Origin of the sequence: Corynebacterium lizhenjunii, assembly GCF_011038655.2 — a bacterium.
GTDB lineage: Bacteria > Actinomycetota > Actinomycetes > Mycobacteriales > Mycobacteriaceae > Corynebacterium > Corynebacterium lizhenjunii.
In genome coordinates, this window is sequence record NZ_CP064954.1 from 975,495 (window position 1) to 990,214 (window position 14,720).

A 14,720-nucleotide genomic window follows, 5' to 3' on the forward strand; every position below is an offset into this window, starting at 1 on the left:
TGGCTACAGTTAGCAGCTATGACTCCTGCAGATTTGGCTCAATTAATTAGGCAGACCGCCGCCGCAGTGCTGGCGCAGCATGGTCTGGATGCTTCTGTCCTGCCCGCGCAGGCCACCGTGGAGCGTCCGCGCAACCCGGAGCATGGGGATTACGCCACCAATCTGGCATTGCAGGTGGCTAAGAAGGCTGGTGCCAATCCGCGTGAGCTAGCGCAGTGGCTTGCCGATGCCCTCATGGCCGAGCCCGCCATTGCCGAGGCCACCGTTGCTGGCCCGGGGTTCCTGAACATCCGTCTGGGCGCAGCTGCCCAGGGCAAGATTGTTGAAAAGGTCCTCCAGGAAGGCGCGGCATACGGTAATAATGATTCTTTTGCGGGCCAGAAGGTCAACCTGGAGTTCGTCTCTGCCAACCCTACTGGACCGATCCACTTGGGCGGTACCCGCTGGGCAGCGGTAGGGGATTCGCTGGGCCGGGTACTGGAGGCATCGGGAGCAACGGTTACCCGGGAGTATTACTTTAATGATCATGGCCGCCAGATTGATCGCTTTTCTAATTCCCTGGTGGCTGCGGCTAAAGGCGAGCCCACACCGGAGGACGGCTACGGCGGGCAGTATATCCAGGACATTGCCACTGCGGTGCTCAAGGAGCAGCCGCAGGCACTCGACGGGGATGCGGACCAGGTACGGGAGAATTTTCGCGCCGCGGGCGTGGAGATGATGTTTGCCCACATCAAGGACTCGCTGCACCAGTTCGGCGTGGACTTTGACGTCTACTTCCATGAGAATTCCCTATTCGAATCCGGTGCCGTGGACAAGGCAGTGGCCCACCTGAAGGACAACTCCCAGCTGTATTTCGCAGACGGTGCGTGGTGGCTGAAATCCACCGACTTTGGCGATGACAAAGACCGGGTGGTTATCAAGTCCGACGGGGACGCTGCCTACATTGCCGGCGATATTGCTTATGTGGCAGACAAGTTTGACCGCGGCCATGACCTGGCCATCTACATGCTGGGCGCAGACCACCACGGCTATATTGCTCGCCTGCGCGCGGCTGCCGCTGCCATGGGTTATGACCCGCAGCAGGTAGAGGTGCTGATTGGCCAGATGGTCAACCTGGTGCGTGATGGCAAGGCGGTGCGTATGTCCAAGCGTGCTGGCACCGTGATTACTTTGGATGATTTGGTAGATGCCATTGGTATTGATGCCGCGCGCTATTCTTTGGTGCGTTCCTCCGTGGATCAGTCCATTGATATTGACCTGGGCTTGTGGGCCTCGCAGTCCGCGGATAACCCGGTGTATTACGTGCAGTATGGCCACGCGCGCATTTGCTCCATCCTGCGCAAGGCAGCAGAGATTGGCGTGAGCGCACAGGGCGCTGATCTATCGCTGCTGGTCCATGAGAAGGAGGGCGATCTGATTCGCACCCTGGGCGAGTTCCCGGCCGTGGTGGCCGCTGCGGCTAGCCTGCGGGAGCCGCACCGTGTGGCCCGCTATGCTGAGGAGCTAGCTGCGGTATTCCACCGTTTCTATGACCAGTGCCAGGTGCTGCCGAAGGCAGACCAGGCCGCAGAGCCTATCCACGCTGCCCGCTTGGGGCTTGCCGATGCCGCCCGCCAGGTCCTGGCTAATGCCCTCACCATGGTTGGGGTCAGCGCCCCGGAGAAGATGTAAGGGGACTTGACGTGACTGAGACTGACTTCAATGAGTTGCCCGCCCACGTGTGGCCGCAGGGTGCGCGTCGGGAGGAAGACGGCGTAGTGACGCTGGCGGGTGTACCTGCCCCTGAGCTGGCGGCTGAGTTTGGTACGCCGCTATATGTTTTTGATGAGGATGACTTCCGCCTGCGGTGCAGGGATATGGCTGCGGCCTTTGGCGGGCCGGAGAACGTGCATTATGCCTCCAAGGCGTTTCTTAGCACCCGCGTTGTGCGCTGGGTTAACGAGGAAGGCTTGTGTCTGGATGTAGCCAGTGTGAACGAGGCCAAGGTAGCGCTCGCTGGTGGGTTCCCGGCGCAGCGCATGACCGCGCACGGAAATAATAAGGGACAGGACTATCTGGAGCTGTGCGTGTCTGCTGGCGTGGGCCATGTGGTGCTGGATAATGAAGGTGAGCTGGCCCGCCTCAATGAGGTAGCTGCAGCTGCGGGCCGGGTGCAAAATGTGATGATCCGCGTCAAGCCCGGCGTGGATGCGCATACCCATGAGTTCGTGGCTACCGCGCATGAAGACCAGAAGTTTGGCATCTCCTTGGCTACCGGTGCGGCTTTTGCGGCGGCTCAGGCCTGTTTGGAGGCCAGCCACTTGAATCTGGTGGGCTTGCACTGCCACGTGGGTTCCTCGGTGTTTAACGCTGAAGGTTTTAAATTGGCTGCTGAGCGGGTGCTGTCCTTGTACAAGCGTATCCACACTGAACTGGGAGTAAGCCTGCCAGAGTTGGACTTGGGCGGCGGGTTTGGCATCCCGTACATGGAGTATGAGGAAGCCCTTGATGTAGCCGCGTTGGCTGCGGATCTGCTGGCAGCTGTGGGCCGTACCGCAGCCGAACTCGGCATTGCGGCACCAAAGGTGTTGGTGGAACCGGGCCGTTCCCTGGTGGGTGGCAGTGCGGTGACGCTGTACCGTGTGGGCACGGTTAAGGATGTTGAAACCGGCAAGGATGATCTGCCAGTGCGCCGCTACCTCTCCGTCGATGGCGGTATGTCCGATAATATCCGCCCCGCTTTGTACGAGTCAGAATATGATGTCCGTCTAGTCAACCGCGACTCTGAGGCCCCATTGGTGGATTCGCGCATTGTAGGTTTCCACTGTGAATCTGGGGACATTTTGGTTAACGAGCGGCGTCTGCCCGGGGACATTACTACCGGCGATTTGGTGGCTTTTGCTACCACGGGTGCGTATCAATACATGATGTCTTCGCGGTATAACGGCGCGCTGCGCCCGGCAGTGGTCTCGGTACGCCGCGGCCAGGCTAGCTTGATGTTGCGCCGGGAGACTATTGATGACCTCTTGGCATTGGATGTCGATCTCTAAGGGTTAGGGAAGACCTGTAGGAGAGGGAAGGTGCGGGGGTGCGTGTGGCGGCCCCGCGCTTGCACAACTAGACCGAGAGGTCTGTATGATTATGCGGGTAATCGACCACCCGCGAGAGGGGAGCATCATGGCTGAGAATCAGGCAGCAACGACCTATGGCAACGGCAAGGGCGCAGGCGCGACTGTAGGAATCGCGCTGCTGGGTATGGGCACCGTGGGTGCAGAGGTCTTTCGCCTGATTCATGAAAACGCTGCGGACTTTGCCCAGCGTATTGGCGGCCCTGTAGAGGTGCGTGGGGTAGCGGTCTCTGATACTTCCAAACCGCGCCCGGGTGTACCGGCCGAATTGTTGACCACGGACGCTCACGCGCTGGTGCAGCGCGAGGACGTGGATGTGGTGGTCGAAGTCATTGGTGGCATCGACTACCCGCGCGAGCTGGTGTTGGCTGCGCTCAATGCCGGCAAGTCTGTGGTGACTGCGAATAAGGCCCTGGTAGCAGCGCACGCTGATGAGCTTGCCGCGGCTGCCGATGCCGCTGGTGTGGACCTCTTCTTTGAAGCTGCTGTGGCGGCCGCGATCCCGGTGGTGGGCATGCTGCGTCGGTCCCTGGCGGGCGACAAGATCAAGCGTATTTCTGGCATTGTTAACGGCACCACCAACTTTATTCTGGACGCCATGGAGTCCACCGGTGCCAGCTATGAGGACGCCCTGGCAGAGGCCACCCGTCTGGGATATGCAGAGGCGGATCCCACCGCGGATGTGGAAGGCCATGACGCCGCCTCCAAGGCGGCTATCCTGGCCTCCCTGGGCTTCTATACCCGCGTGACCTTTGATGATGTTCACTGTGAGGGAATTTCCTCTATTACCGCAGCTGATATTGCCGCGGCCAACCAGGCCGGATACTCCATCAAGCTGTTGGCTATTTGTGAACGCCTAGAAGGCGAGGATGGCCGGGAGTATGTCAATGCCCGCGTGCACCCCACCTTGGTGCCGAAGGAGCACCCACTGGCCTCGGTCAACCAGTCCTATAACGCCATCTTCGTGGAGGCTGAGGCTGCCGGGTCCTTGATGTTCTACGGCAACGGCGCTGGCGGTAACCCGACGGCATCGGCAGTGTTGGGTGATGTAGTGGGTGCCGCACGCAACAAGGTCCACGGCGGCCGCGCCCCGGAGGACAATACTTACGCCGCACTGCCATTGGCTGACTTTGGCCAGGTCTCTACCCGCTACCACATTGACATGGACGTCGCTGACCGCACCGGGGTTCTCGCGGCTATCTCCAATGTCTTTGCAGACGCCGGGGTCTCCCTGCGCACCGTGCGCCAAGAGGACCGTGGGGACGTTGCCCGCTTGATCGTGGTGACGCACTCCGCGCGAGAGAAGGACTTGGAAGACATCGTGGCCCGGCTGGAGACCCTGGCGGACGTTCACGCGGTCAATTCTGTTATCCGCCTAGACAACGCCTAAGCACAGCTGCATTAAAGGAGACACACCCGCATGAGCACCGATATTGAAGTAGGCACCAAAGCGATAGTGAAGGTCCCTGCGTCCTCGGCAAACCTGGGCCCGGGCTATGACACCTTGGGCATCGCGCTTTCGCTTTATGACACGGTGGAGGTGGAGGTAACTCGCTCCGGCCTGGCGGTGGAGATCTTTGGCGAAGGGGCGCAGGAGCTGCCGCGCGATGACTCGCACCTGGTGGTCAAGGCCATCCGCTCTGCGCTCAAGGCTGCCGATGTTGCGGCTCCAGGCCTGCGGGTGGTCTGTCATAACAATATCCCGCAGTCCCGGGGCCTGGGCTCGTCGGCTTCGGCTGCGGTGGCCGGGGTTGCCGCAGGCAACGGGCTGGCGGGCTCGCCGCTGTCGGTGGAACAGCTGGTGCAGCTATCTACGGCTTTTGAGGGGCACCCGGATAATTCCTCGGCTTCCGTTTTGGGCGGGGCCGTGGTGTCGTGGACCACGGTGCCGGTGGATGGGCGGTCGCTGCCGGAGTATAAGGCCGCCTCCATCCCGGTGCATCCAGATATTCGCGCGACCGCACTGGTGCCGGATTTCTACGCCTCTACCCAGGCCGTGCGCCGCGTGCTGCCCTCGCACGTCACGCATGGCGATGCCGCCTTCAACGTCTCCCGCACAGCCGTCCAGGTTGCCGCCTTGCAGCACTACCCGGATTTGTTGTGGGAAGGCACGCGTGATCGTCTGCACCAGCCTTATCGTGCGGACGTGCTGCCGGTAACGGCGGAGTGGGTCAATCGCCTGCGCAACCGTGGCTATGCCGCCTATCTATCTGGGGCTGGGCCCACCGTGATGGTGCTGCATACCGAACCCGTGGAACCGGCGGTGCTGGAGGATGCCCGCGCCCAAGGCCTGCGGGTGCTTGAACTCGACGTGGCCGGGCCGGTGAGCGTGGAGGTCACCCAGGCTTAGCTTGCCGGTTCCCCCGCTGGCGCCTTGGCCACCTGTATGTGACAGGTGCCATTGCCAGACTTGGGCACCAGGCGCAAGGCAAGTTTGCCGTCAAGATCCCGCTGGGCTATTTCTTGCAAGTAGCCCTCGTGCACCGCGCAGATGAAGGGGGAGGGCTCCACACCAGAGGAGACGAAGGGGCAGGCGTGGAGTTCCATGGGGGCTTGGCCGGTGGCTTCTAATTCACTGACGTTGATGGTGGGATCGAAGCCCATGTCGCGCATTTTGCGATAGACAGGCTCCAGGGGGTCTTGGCCCACTAGGTGTGGGGAGGACACGGACTGCGCCCAGCGGCGACCAATTTCGCGGGCCTGCTGGGACTGAAAGTCCTCCAGTTCCGATTTTTCTGCCAACATCTGGGCCATCAAGCTAATCAGGGCAATGTATTCCTCCGCGATGGAGCGATTATCGGGGATACGGACCTGGAAAATCAACGACGGCCGACCGCGGCCTTTAGCAGGTGCAGTAATCACGCGCACGGCCCCGACGTGTAACAGCTCGTCTAAATGCCCGCGAGCGGTGTTGACGTGCATACCTAGGGCGGCGGCAATGTCCTGTGCGCGGGCACCTTGCGGGAAGGTTTGCAAGGTGTTGAGTACCTCGCGCTGTTTGGGTGAAAGGCGCAGCGCTTCGGGAAAGAGCTCGGTTGAAGACCTGGGGGAGGTAGGCATCATGCGAGTTATTTTACTCCACTGGGGGCGTAGAAAATCAGGGTAGTTCATAAAAAGTGGCGGTGTGGAACCTCACGCGAACCTGTGCGCCCACTGGGGGAGCCTGCCCCGTTACGGGGGCGTGGAGGGGGTAGCCTGCGGCATCGAGCAGCACCCGCGCGCCCGTGAGGAAGTCCGTGGTCTCTATCGCGCGCACCTTCGCCTCGATCCACCACCCAGGTTCTTCCGCATCTGTCGTGCCAGGCGCGCCATCTGTGAGCAACTCGGTGTCCGCCAGCTGGCAGACCATGCGGGTGCCGTTGGGGTCCGGGTGCAGCCTGCCGCTGCTGGTGGTGCGCACCCGCAGGTAATTCAAGCCCGCCAGCGCGGAGACGAAACGGTTTGGTGGGCGGGAGAACACCTGGCTCACAGTGCCGGTGGCGATGACCTGGCCGGCGTCGAGTACCACGGCGTGAGTGCACAGGGAGGCAACGTCAATCACGTCGTGGCTAACTACAATGATGCTGCGCTGGGCTCGCGCAGCGTCTTGACGGAAGAACTCCCGCCACGCGGCAGCGGACTCGACATCGAGGGCGGCAAAAGGCTCATCCAGAATCACAAAGCGCGGCCGGGCCGCCAGTGCACGCACCAGGGCAACTTGGGCGGCTTGCCCGCCGGAAAGTTGCGAGGTGCGCACACCGGAAAGGTGGGCTAGACCTGCTGCGGCCAGCAGCTGCTGGGAGCGCTGGCGGTTGCTGGTGACCATGTTCAGGGCCCGTTCCACGGTGCCGGTGGTGGGAAGACCGGGACGCTGAGTCAGCATGGCTATACCGCGCAGGTGGGCAGGAGTGGCAGAGATGTCCGTGCTGCCGCGCAGCACCGCATCCCCGTGCAGTCTGCCGGAAACAATGCCGCCAAGAGTAGTTTTTCCGGAGCCGTTGGGGCCCACGATGGCGGTCGCACGCCCGCCAGGAAACACCGCGCCGGCGCAGTGCAGGGAGGGCGGGGCGGTACCGGCAAGCTGGGGACTAGACAGGCGCAATAGCGCGGCGTAATCCATCTGCCCGGCTGGGGCCTTGGCAACCGGGCGCTGTGTGCGCAGGGCCCGCGGGAGCAGGGGCAAGGCAGCCACCAACAGCGCTACCAAGGCGGTGGCTATCAGCACCGCGGCCAAGCCATAGGCGGTATCCGGGTCAGTGTCGCGCTCCAAATAGATGCCGCTGGGCAGCGTGCGGGTGACCCCGGGCAGGGAACCGGCAAAGGTCAATGTGGTGCCAAATTCCCCCAGGGAGCGGGCAAAAGCCAACGCGGCGCCGGTAAAAATAGCCGGGGTGATAGCGGGAGCAATAATCCGAGTGCTAATTGTCCAGGGGCGCAAGCCCACCCCACGAGCGGAGTGAATAATCTCCGGATCCAGCTGACGCAGTGCCGAGTCCACCGCCACCACCACGAAGGGGATGATGACAAAGAGGTGGGCCAGGACCACCCCGGGAAAGGCGAATGCGAAGTGGACCCCCAAGGTCTCAAGCAGCGGGGCAAGCCAACCGCGGCGGCCCCAGGCCGCGGATAGCGCCAGACCGCCCACCACTGGCGGCAAGGCCAGGGGAAGATAGACAAAGAGGCGCACGCACTGCGCGGCGCGGCCCAGGTGGTGTAGCCATAGTGCCAGGCCCACGCCCAACACGGTTGCCAGCGCGGCAGATTGCGCGGCCGCTGCCACAGACAGCGCCACCATATCGCGGGTGGCAGGCTGTGTGGCAATGTCTGCCAACCTGCCCCATGGAACCCGCGTGGCCAGGGCCAGGAGCGGCACCACCAGATAAGCCACGGCCAGCGCGCCAATGACCCCAAAGAGCCCCGGCGCACGGTGGCGGGCCGGGGTGGGCTGGCTAATTGACTGGGTGGAACCCATGGGCGATCCACTGGGGCCGGAAGTTGTGGGCGAGGAGGTCTAGGAGGGCATCGGCAGACTCGGGATGGACAGAAGCAGAGGTGCGCGCGCCCAGGAGCATGGTGGGGTACGCGCTGGCCTGGGGAATGTCGATGACCTCGACGGCGGATCCAGCGGCGGCGGCATCGGTGGAATAGACCCAGCCGGCATCGGCCTGCCCGGAGGCTACCTTACCTATCACATCGGCTACCTGCGACTCTAGCGAATCCGGCTGCAGGTCCAACCCATTGGCGCGGGCCAAAGCCTGGGCAGTTGCCCCGCAGGGCACTTGCGGATCGCACAGCACCAGCACGTGCTCGTCGCGCAGCCCCGCAGCCGCAGTGATCCCGGCGGGATTACCCGCGGGTACCACCATCACCATGGTATTGGTGGCCAGGCGCACCGGCTGGGCCACGGTGCCCGCCGCCACCGCGGCGTCCATGGTCTCTTGGGAGGCGGTGAGCAGGACATCGGCAGGGGCACCCTCAGCTAACTGCTGTACCAACGCGGCGGAACCGGCGTTGTTCAGGCGCAGCTGTAGCGGCGGATTGGCCTGGGCGGCGGCGTGGGTGAGGTCCTCGTTGAGCACCCGGGTGGATGATGCCGCAAAGACGGTCAATTCGGGGCCGGCTTCTTGGCTGGGGCCCTGCGGCAGCGGGGAGCACCCGGCCAGGAGACTCAGCGCTGTGCACAGGCCTGCTACGGCGGTGACCCCCAGCGCCCGGGCCCGGGCGGAATATGCGCGTGCGGGCATTTTAGGCGGTGCGGGTGAACTTGATGTGGAAATCCTGGGGGTCTTCCTTGAGGTAGTCTAGCTCGAAGGTTTCTTCCCGGGCTTCAACTTCGCGCAGGAGCGGCAGGGGGTTGTGCGGGGCGATGAGCACCATGGACTCGCCTACGGCCAACGTGCCCAGTGCGCCGTGGATGGCACCGTGGCGAACGGCGTGGGGGATTTCGCTGGCGTTGAGGGTGGGAATGTCCCCGGAGGCGTGAACGTCAGAGATGGGCAACTGCATGGTTAAGACTCCTTTGTGGGTTGTGTCCTTCTTGGTTGGTAGGGGTGAGATGGGCTGGGCGTTGCTTCCAGCATAGCCGCAATTTTAGTACGATTAACACCGTGGAAAATAAACGCGTGGCGCACCGGGTATTCTTCCTGGTCTTCGCAGGGGTGGCCCTTCTGCATGGCCTGGCGGCGGGCGCACACCTGCTGGGGCTAACCTGGGGGCCGGCCGGGGCGGCTAGCGACATTGCCCGGGACCACGGCCCGTTGATGGTCTTTGGCTTCGTGGGTGGGGCCATTGGCCTGGAGCGCACCATTGCGGTGCGAGCGCGCTGGGCCTGGGTGGGGCCTATTGCGCACGTGCTGGGAGTGCTGAGCTTGCTTACAGGCGCGCCCCGAGTGCTTCCGGCCGCAGCTTTTGGGGTCAGCTTTGGGGTGCTGGGCGCTATCTATGCCGCGATTTATCGCCGCCAGCCCACCTCTGCGGTGGTGGTGCAGGCCATTGGGGTTATTGGCGGTGTGGCTGCGGTGTGGCTGTGGGCGTTGAGCGGTGAGTTCCGTACCTCCATGCCCGCAGCGGTACTTTATGCGGTGAGCACCATTATTGGCGAGCGCATGGAACTTGCCCGGGTGAGCATCAGCGGTGCTCGCGCAGAATCCCGCCTGGCCGCCTGGTGCCTGGGTCTGGCTGCGGCCACGGTGGTTTATCTGGTGGTCCCCGCCGTCGGCTACCGCTTGCTGGGGGCCGGGCTTGTGGGCGTGGCGGTGGCCGCCGCCCGGGTAGATGTAGCACGCGTGTTGGTGCGCGCCCAGGGCCTGCCGCGGTATAGCGCGTGGTGCATGTTGCTGGGCTACGCGTGGTTGGCCAGCGCCGGGCTGGGCTGGCTGGCAACAGGCAATGCCATAACCGGCTATGGCTACGACGCCAGCGTGCATGCCATCTTCCTGGGCTTTGTGTTGTCGATGATTTTTGCCCACGCCCCCACCATCTTGGCCGCGGTGGTGCGCCGCACCCTTCCTTATCACTGGGTGCTCTACGTACCGGTGGTGTTTCTGCACGGTGGTTTGGCGTTGCGGATTTACGCCGGATGGAAGAATTATGCTCCCGGCTACGTAACTGGTGGGGTGCTCAACATCATTGCCGTGCTGAGCTTTATTGTCCTTGCCTTGGGGCTGGGCGCCGTGCATGCCCGCCGCAGGCGCGCACACAAAGCCCACCGATCCCGGCACGACCAGCAAGGCCAGGACTTCCAGCAAGGCCAGGACTTCCGGCAGGCCCAGGAGTCCCGCGCATGAGCCAGCAACTAATCAATGATGTCTCTTTGGCCCGGCGCGGGCGCTGGCACACCGCAGTCTTTTGCTTGGTGGCGGTGTGGCTGGCGGTGGGCATGGGCCTGGTGCTCGCGCGCCAGCTGGGGGCGCCGGTGGTGTGGTGGGAGCTTATCCACCCATTCAGCGTTGGTGTGCTGACCACCGCAATTGTGGTGTATTCGACGCACTTTAGCGAGGCACTCACCCGCACCGCCACGCAGGATTACCGCGCGGTGGCCGGGCGCGTGGGGCTGATCCAGGTGGGCTTGGTCTTGCTGTTGGCAGACCGGGCAGGCTTTGACTGGGGAGTGCTTTCCGATGCCGCCGTTGTACTCATCCTGTCTGCCCTGGCCCGGCACGCGGTGGCTATCGGGCGGGCGCTGCGGGGTTCATTGTCCGGCCAATTCGCCGTGACGGTGCCGTATTACCTGGTCGCTACCGGCTTTTTAGCGGCGGCGGTGTTGTGCGCTGCGGCGGCGGCACGCGGGGCGGGCAACTATTCCAATATGATTGCTGCGCACCAGCGCGGCGCGGTGTGGGGCTTTGCGCTGCTGACCATCGTGGGCACGGTGGTGACGTTGCTGCCCACCTTATCGGGCACACCGATCGCCCCGGCGGCGCGCGCCCGGTGTAGCAGGGCACTGGTGGTCCATACCGCGGGCCTGGCGGTGGCCATGGTTGGCTATTGCGCCGGGTGGTACCTGGTGGGTGGGCTGGGGCAGTTGGCCACCGTGGTGGCAAGCGCGTTGGTATTACACCCGGTTGTCGATAGCGTGCTGGGCAACCGCCCGCAGCTCACCGCTGCCACGCTTAGCGTGCTGGCTGGCCTGGGCTGGATGGTGGCGCTCAATGCTGCCGATGCCCTGAGCATTCTTACCGGCGCTTATCCCCGGGCAGTGACCTTGGTGCTGTTGCCGGCTTTTGTGGGCGCCGGTTTGTTGCAGATGGTCACCGGGGTGCTCAGCCACCTGCTGCCCACCCTGCGCGGCGGAGGGCGTGAGAAAGTCCTTGCCGCCCGTGCGAGGGCCTCGCGCAGTGGCGTAGCCCGCGTGGTCCTGATCAACCTCGGGGCCGTCATCACCGTGGTTCCTGGTAGCGCGCCGGAAGCCACCATGTCCGGGATTATCATGATGGGCGCAGGTTTAGCCTGGACTGTCGCGGCGACTGCCTGGGCCGTATTTCATCCGCGAACGACTAATTAGCTGGGAGAATTCCATGATTGATTTGTCTGCACCAACACCTGAAGGCAAGCCCGCTGCTGGGAAGACCCCTGAAGGTGCCGGTTGGGGTGCGTGGGCGCTCATTGGCCTGGCCATTGCGGCAGTCATTGCGCTTGCGGTAGTCAACACCCAGGCCACCAACCTGCACTCATCTGACCATGCGGCAGGGGCGTCGGCACCGGCTGCCAGCGGCGCGGTTACCGTCGATGTCCGCGTTGAGGGCATGGCTTTTGTGCCCGCCAGCGTGGACGTGCCGGTGGGCTCGCAACTGATTGTTAATTTCACCAACTCAGGCGACCGCGTCCATGACCTCAAGATTGGGCAGGCAGAGACCGGGCGGGTGGAGCCAGGCAAGACGGTGCGCCTGGATGCTGGGGTGATTACCGAGGACGTCGCCGGGCTATGCACCATTGCTGGGCACAGCGTGCAGGGCATGACGATTGCGGTTAATGCCATCGACGTTAATTCCATCGACGGCGCGCAACCAAGCGCCGGCCATGATCACACCATGGCTGCTGGGGGCGATAATCCCTTCGTGGAGGTTCCCAGCGCTGCCCAACGCATGGCCGCCCGAGCAGACTTTGAGGCCGTAGATCCGCGCCTGGCCCCAGCACAGGGGCGAGTCCATGAACACCGCTGGGTAATGACGGAAGAAGTTCGCGATGTCGCCCCCGGCCACCGGCAGGTGCGTTGGCTCTTCGATGGGCAGGCCCCCGGTCCCACGCTGCGTGGCAAGGTGGGAGATACCTTCCGCATTACCATCGTTAACCAGGGCACCATGGGCCACTCCATTGACTTCCACGCCGGGGAAGTCAGCCCCGATGCCCCCATGCGCACCATCGAGCCGGGCGAGGAATTGGTCTACGAGTTCAAGGCCAACCGCGCCGGGATTTGGATGTATCACTGTGCGACAGCGCCCATGAGCCTGCATATTGCCAACGGCATGGCTGGCGCCGTGGTCATTGACCCCCAAGATCTCCGCCCTGTCGATGCCGAATATGCCCTGGTGGCCTCAGACATCTTCCTGGGCGAGGAGGCCATCGGTGCCGATGCCGCCCGCGTTGCCGCAGGCCAGCCAGACCTCATGGCGTTTAATTACTACCCCAACCAGTATGACCTGCAACCCCTGCGCGCCAGGGTGGGCCAGAGCATTCGCGTGTGGCTGCTCAACGTGGGCCCCGACCAAGCGTTGTCCTTCCACGTGGTGGGCGAGCAATTCGATACCGTCTACAAGGAAGGAGCTTATCTGCTGCGCGGGGCCAGCGACACCGGCTCGCAAGCTCTAGACCTCCAACCAGCCCAGGGTGGCTTTGTGGAGATGACCTTCACAGAACCTGGCACCTACACCTTTGTCAATCACATTATGACTAGTGCGGAGAAGGGCCAACACGGCCAGATCATCGTGAGCAACTAGGGTGCCTAGCCGCTCACAGACTTGCCGGCGGGACGTTCGTTCCGCACCGGTGGGACGCCCGTGCCATACGGGCCGGACGCCCGACGGGCTTAGGCGCCGTGCGAGGGAGTTTCAGACTTGTCCAGCTGGGAGCGGTGATTGCGCACCGGCTCCCACGCGGTGTGGGAGCGCATGTCCGTTGCGCGCTGGTCCCGGGAACGGTAGACCACATACGGGCGGGTGACATAGCCTACCGGGGCAGAAAACGCGTGCACCAGGCGGGTATAAGGCCACACGGCGATGATGGTGAAACCAGCCAGCACGTGCACCTTGAACTGCCAGGGAACATCAGCCATGGTCTCTGGGTGCAGGTTGAATACCAACAAATCCCGCAGCCACGGAGAGATGGTCTCGCGATAGTCATATCCGTGCGGGCCACCAAAGACCTGCGTGCTTACCGTGGCGATAGTGCCGGAGAGTATCGCGGCGCCCAAGAACACGTACATGACTTTGTCCGAACGCGACGTGGACAAAAACACCGACTTGTTCACGATGCGCCGGTATAGCAACCCCGCAAAGCCCAGCACAACCGCCGCAGCAGCAATGGTGCCGGGAATTGTGGCGATCAGGTGATAGGCGGGATCAGAAATGCCCACCGCGCGGGTCCAGTCTTTGGGGATGGCCAAACCCATAAGGTGGCCGATTATCACAAAGACCATGCCCCAGTGGAACAGCGGCGAAGACAGCCGCAACAAGCGTGACTCATAGATTTGGGATGAGTGCGTGGTCCAACCGAATTGGTCCGTACGCCAGCGCCAGAAGATGCCCACGAAGAAGGCGGCAATCGCCAGCCACGGGAAGGCACCCCAGAAGAAGTTAGTGAAATAATCCATGGTGGGTCCTTTAGATGAAATCGGGTTGGGCAGTGGGGAAGGGCAAGTCCGCGATTCCGACCATCTCCGCAGGAGGTCCAGTGCGGATCAGGTCCACGTACTTTTGCGCAGTATCGGCGTCTACCTCAGGCAGCGCCTTGCACACAGCAATAATCAGGCTGGCATAGGGCGAACCCAGCTGGGTTAGCGCAGCACGTAGCACCTCTAAGCCCTGGCGGTGGCTAGCCAAAAGCTCTACCGCACGCTCATGTGCTGCGCCCTCGCTAAGGCCAACGGCCTCCAAAATCACGCACAGATGATCCGCGAGCTCATCTTCGCTCACGCTAAAGCCCAGGGACTCCAGCTGCTCGCGGAAAGACAAGATAGCCATGCCACGCTGGCGGGTATCTCCCACCGCGTAATAGGACAAAAACAGTGAGCACCTGCGGCGTTGATCAAAGGTCTCCACGTAGTGCTCTTCCAGGCCGCGCCCGCCTATACCGCGCGCCCAGGATGTGAAGTCGATGAAGTCACTGGCCACTGCCAGCGGCAGCGTCGCCGCCTGCTCATCTACCACCGCCAAGTGCGCCAGGTAGTCCGGGCCGGGGTAGCGCAGCAGCACCGACGCCGCCATCGCCACCACCTTGCGCTGTTGGGCGCTCATTTCCACCGGCGCGATGAACTGGGTGGGCACCTGACCGGTGTGGGTGCGCAGCGTGCGTTGCACGTCGCGCGCCCCGCCACCGCTGCCGATGCCCGCTGGGGTGGCGGTAGGTGGGGCATCGGCAGACTGGGCACCGCCAGAGGCAGTACGGCGGGCGAGCTTATCAAAAAGGGACATGGCTCCG

General features: G+C 63.2%; 13 protein-coding genes. 7 read left to right on the top strand and 6 right to left on the bottom strand.

Annotated elements, in window-relative coordinates:
* Nucleotides 1–18 precede the first annotated feature (18 nt).
* The 4 genes from argS (at nucleotide 19) to thrB (ending at nucleotide 5,457) form a co-directional block, all read left to right on the top strand.
* Complete coding sequence (argS, locus tag G7Y31_RS04575; RefSeq protein WP_165009030.1) at nucleotides 19–1,671, top strand: arginine--tRNA ligase; 1,653 nt, start codon at nucleotides 19–21, stop codon at nucleotides 1,669–1,671.
* A gap of 11 nt (nucleotides 1,672–1,682) precedes the next feature.
* The gene (lysA, locus tag G7Y31_RS04580) at nucleotides 1,683–3,029 is read left to right on the top strand and encodes a diaminopimelate decarboxylase (protein ID WP_165009032.1); all 1,347 of its coding nucleotides are present in this window, start codon (nucleotides 1,683–1,685) and stop codon (nucleotides 3,027–3,029) included.
* Between the two features lie 127 nt (nucleotides 3,030–3,156).
* Entirely contained in the window at nucleotides 3,157–4,497 is a 1,341-nt protein-coding gene (locus G7Y31_RS04585) for a homoserine dehydrogenase (RefSeq protein ID WP_165009034.1), read from the top strand.
* A gap of 30 nt (nucleotides 4,498–4,527) precedes the next feature.
* Nucleotides 4,528–5,457 (top strand): homoserine kinase, encoded by a 930-nt coding sequence (gene thrB / locus G7Y31_RS04590; RefSeq protein ID WP_165009036.1) that lies wholly within the window; start codon nucleotides 4,528–4,530, stop codon nucleotides 5,455–5,457.
* Here thrB and G7Y31_RS04595 read toward each other — a convergent pair.
* The 4 genes from G7Y31_RS04595 to G7Y31_RS04610 are packed head-to-tail and all read right to left on the bottom strand — an operon-like array spanning nucleotide 5,454 to nucleotide 9,092.
* On the bottom strand, nucleotides 5,454–6,170 hold the full coding sequence (locus G7Y31_RS04595) for a helix-turn-helix transcriptional regulator (RefSeq protein WP_244977438.1): 717 nt from the start codon (nucleotides 6,168–6,170) through the stop codon (nucleotides 5,454–5,456). The genes thrB and G7Y31_RS04595 overlap by 4 nt on opposite strands.
* A 34-nt stretch (nucleotides 6,171–6,204) precedes the next feature.
* Nucleotides 6,205–8,058, bottom strand: a complete 1,854-nt coding sequence (locus G7Y31_RS04600) for an ATP-binding cassette domain-containing protein (RefSeq protein WP_165009038.1) — start codon at nucleotides 8,056–8,058, stop codon at nucleotides 6,205–6,207.
* Nucleotides 8,036–8,830 carry a substrate-binding domain-containing protein gene (locus G7Y31_RS04605; protein ID WP_165009040.1) on the bottom strand — a complete coding sequence of 265 codons (795 nt, stop codon included), beginning with the start codon at nucleotides 8,828–8,830 and terminating at the stop codon, nucleotides 8,036–8,038. The genes G7Y31_RS04600 and G7Y31_RS04605 overlap by 23 nt, the downstream gene beginning before the upstream one ends.
* 1 nt (nucleotide 8,831) lies before the next feature.
* Nucleotides 8,832–9,092, bottom strand: a complete 261-nt coding sequence (locus tag G7Y31_RS04610) for a DUF2249 domain-containing protein (protein WP_165009042.1) — start codon at nucleotides 9,090–9,092, stop codon at nucleotides 8,832–8,834.
* A gap of 101 nt (nucleotides 9,093–9,193) precedes the next feature.
* On the opposite strand from G7Y31_RS04610, the gene G7Y31_RS04615 reads away from it, so the two are divergent.
* Genes G7Y31_RS04615 through G7Y31_RS04625 form a run of 3 tightly spaced genes read left to right on the top strand, consistent with a single transcriptional unit; the run spans nucleotide 9,194 to nucleotide 13,021 of the window.
* Nucleotides 9,194–10,372 (top strand): hypothetical protein, encoded by a 1,179-nt coding sequence (locus G7Y31_RS04615; protein WP_196823619.1) that lies wholly within the window; start codon nucleotides 9,194–9,196, stop codon nucleotides 10,370–10,372.
* The gene (locus G7Y31_RS04620; RefSeq protein WP_165009044.1) at nucleotides 10,369–11,589 is read left to right on the top strand and encodes a beta-carotene 15,15'-monooxygenase; all 1,221 of its coding nucleotides are present in this window, start codon (nucleotides 10,369–10,371) and stop codon (nucleotides 11,587–11,589) included. The genes G7Y31_RS04615 and G7Y31_RS04620 overlap by 4 nt, the downstream gene beginning before the upstream one ends.
* Nucleotides 11,590–11,602: 13 nt before the next feature.
* A complete protein-coding gene (locus tag G7Y31_RS04625) occupies nucleotides 11,603–13,021 on the top strand; it encodes a multicopper oxidase domain-containing protein (protein ID WP_165009046.1) in 1,419 nt (472 codons plus the stop codon).
* Nucleotides 13,022–13,110: 89 nt separating this feature from the next.
* On the opposite strand, the gene narI is transcribed toward G7Y31_RS04625, so the two are convergent.
* Nucleotides 13,111–13,893, bottom strand: a complete 783-nt coding sequence (gene narI, locus G7Y31_RS04630) for a respiratory nitrate reductase subunit gamma (RefSeq protein ID WP_165009048.1) — start codon at nucleotides 13,891–13,893, stop codon at nucleotides 13,111–13,113.
* Between the two features lie 10 nt (nucleotides 13,894–13,903).
* Entirely contained in the window at nucleotides 13,904–14,713 is an 810-nt protein-coding gene (gene narJ / locus G7Y31_RS04635) for a nitrate reductase molybdenum cofactor assembly chaperone (protein WP_165009050.1), read from the bottom strand.
* Nucleotides 14,714–14,720 lie beyond the last annotated feature (7 nt).

Coding starts and splice junctions, on each gene's coding strand:
- argS (WP_165009030.1), top strand. CDS start 19: ATGACTCCTGCAGATTTGGCTCAATTAATTAGGCAGACCGCCGCCGCA.
- G7Y31_RS04585 (WP_165009034.1), top strand. CDS start 3,157: ATGGCTGAGAATCAGGCAGCAACGACCTATGGCAACGGCAAGGGCGCA.
- thrB (WP_165009036.1), top strand. CDS start 4,528: ATGAGCACCGATATTGAAGTAGGCACCAAAGCGATAGTGAAGGTCCCT.
- G7Y31_RS04595 (WP_244977438.1), bottom strand. CDS start 6,170: ATGATGCCTACCTCCCCCAGGTCTTCAACCGAGCTCTTTCCCGAAGCG.
- G7Y31_RS04600 (WP_165009038.1), bottom strand. CDS start 8,058: ATGGGTTCCACCCAGTCAATTAGCCAGCCCACCCCGGCCCGCCACCGT.
- G7Y31_RS04605 (WP_165009040.1), bottom strand. CDS start 8,830: ATGCCCGCACGCGCATATTCCGCCCGGGCCCGGGCGCTGGGGGTCACC.
- G7Y31_RS04610 (WP_165009042.1), bottom strand. CDS start 9,092: ATGCAGTTGCCCATCTCTGACGTTCACGCCTCCGGGGACATTCCCACC.
- G7Y31_RS04620 (WP_165009044.1), top strand. CDS start 10,369: ATGAGCCAGCAACTAATCAATGATGTCTCTTTGGCCCGGCGCGGGCGC.
- G7Y31_RS04625 (WP_165009046.1), top strand. CDS start 11,603: ATGATTGATTTGTCTGCACCAACACCTGAAGGCAAGCCCGCTGCTGGG.
- narI (WP_165009048.1), bottom strand. CDS start 13,893: ATGGATTATTTCACTAACTTCTTCTGGGGTGCCTTCCCGTGGCTGGCG.
- narJ (WP_165009050.1), bottom strand. CDS start 14,713: ATGTCCCTTTTTGATAAGCTCGCCCGCCGTACTGCCTCTGGCGGTGCC.